General features: G+C 63.1%; 2 protein-coding genes. Both read left to right on the plus strand.

The window, feature by feature from the left end; all coding sequences use genetic code 11:
- The first annotated feature begins 294 nt into the window (after window positions 1–294).
- A complete protein-coding gene (locus MKK88_RS00020) occupies window positions 295–939 on the plus strand; it encodes a DUF433 domain-containing protein (RefSeq protein WP_243996481.1) in 645 nt (214 codons plus the stop codon).
- Window positions 905–1,342 carry a DUF5615 family PIN-like protein gene (locus MKK88_RS00025; RefSeq protein WP_279601988.1) on the plus strand — a complete coding sequence of 146 codons (438 nt, stop codon included), beginning with the start codon at window positions 905–907 and terminating at the stop codon, window positions 1,340–1,342. Before MKK88_RS00020 ends, MKK88_RS00025 begins: the two co-directional genes overlap by 35 nt.
- Window positions 1,343–1,737 lie beyond the last annotated feature (395 nt).

Below are 1,737 nucleotides of genomic sequence, written 5' to 3' on the forward strand. Positions count from 1 at the left end.
GTCAGGCACCAGGGCGGGACCCCGAGGACATCTAAGCGCGCAGTCACGTGATCACATAGCCATGTGATTGCCTGATCACGCAGCTATGTATCTGCGTACCAGCCGCGGATGCGGTCGGGATGTGCGCGAGCCGGGCGAGCCGTGAGGGTATGGCCGCCCGGCGAGCGTCCCTCGGCAAATTCTTTGACGATATTCGCGTGATATTCGCCAATCCTGGGCCACGAAGACCGGGGCCAGTGGAGCGCGACGCGGTGCCCATTTGCCCAACCCGTGACTCAAGATATGTCTCTGTGCATGACGACGGCCGGATCCAGGACCGTCATCGCTGCCTTCACCGAGGACGAGGCGCAGCGTCTGACGGGCATCAGCCTGACGCAGCTCAGGTATTGGAGACGCTTGTCCTTTTTCGTGCCGAGCCTGAAGGTCGAGATGAGCGAGGGCGAGGAGACGCGCCTCTACTCGTTCCGTGACCTCATCTGTCTGCAGGTGCTGGATCGGCTGCGGAATGAGAACGGCGTCTCGCTGCAGCACCTCCGCGACGTGAAGGCGAAACTCGTCGACCTGGGCGACGATGTGTGGGCGAGAACGACGCTCTACGTCCTCAACAAGCGGGTCGTCTTCAACCATCCCGAGACGGGCCGGCGAGAAGAGGTCACGACCGGCCAGGGCGTCCTCAGCATCCCGTTGGAGATCGTGCGGTCGGACATGGAGCGCAATGTCCGTCAGCTGCGTACGCGGAGCTCGGATAATTATGGAAGGGTCCAGAGCGTCCGAGGGGTGGCGAAGAGCAACCCTGTGATCGCCGGTACGGCAATCCAGGTCGCGAGCATCAAGGCCTATGCCGACGCCGGCTACACGGTCCAGCAGATCATCGACGAGTACCCAACGCTGACGGAGCGCGACGTTGAAGCGGCCCTGGCCCACGCCGCCGCTGCCTGAGGCCGCCCCAGCAAAACTGATTATCCGCGTCCTCCTCGACGAAGGCGTGCCTGTCTCCGTAGCTCGGGCGTTCGAGGGGTGCGGCCACGTAGCTATCCGGCACGCAGACGTCTTGGCCCCAGGGTCGGACGATTTGCTCGTGGCCCGAACCGCGCAAGTCAACGACGCGACGCTGATCGCGATCGACAAAGACATGAAGCGCATCACCGGCCGCTACGGGGAGGCGGACCCGAAATTCCAGCTGCTCAATGTGATCAAGATCGGCTGCTCGGAACCGATGGCCGCAGCGCGGATAGAGCAGGCGATGGAGCTGATTGAGCTGGAATGGCGGTTTCGCTGCCAGCAGCGGGGCCGACGCCTCTACATCGAGATCGGGCCGCACTGGATACGCACCCACCGCTAGGAAGGCCGCTCGTCCGGCGGCAAGCGCAACGACATAGTCACATGATTGCGTGCCCACGTGATTATGAGGTTACGTGATCAGGGATGATAGAGCCGCCCGGCGAGCGTGCCGCGTGGACGGGGCAGGGGTGCCGCCATAGCTCTCCGGTATGGCCAAAGAGATCCCCAGCGTCGCCGACCTTCGCCGCAAGTCCGAGGTGTCGGACGAGGAAATTGAGGCGGCGACTGCAGCCTACCTGAAGGACGAGGGCGCCCCTGGCCTGCCCCCTGAAAAGTGGTCCTCCCTGAGGTATGGCTTTGAGCCATGTGGAGGATGTCGTCATGGGACGGAAGAAGCATACGGCTGAAGAGATCGTTGCTAAGCTGCGGCAGGTCGATGTCTTGATCTCGCAGGGT

Origin of the sequence: Methylobacterium sp. E-005 (assembly GCF_022829725.1) — a bacterium.
GTDB lineage: Bacteria > Pseudomonadota > Alphaproteobacteria > Rhizobiales > Beijerinckiaceae > Methylobacterium.

Excerpts from the sequence above, each read along its gene's own strand:
- MKK88_RS00020 (WP_243996481.1), top strand. The coding sequence starts at position 295 with ATGACGACGGCCGGATCCAGGACCGTCATCGCTGCCTTCACCGAGGAC.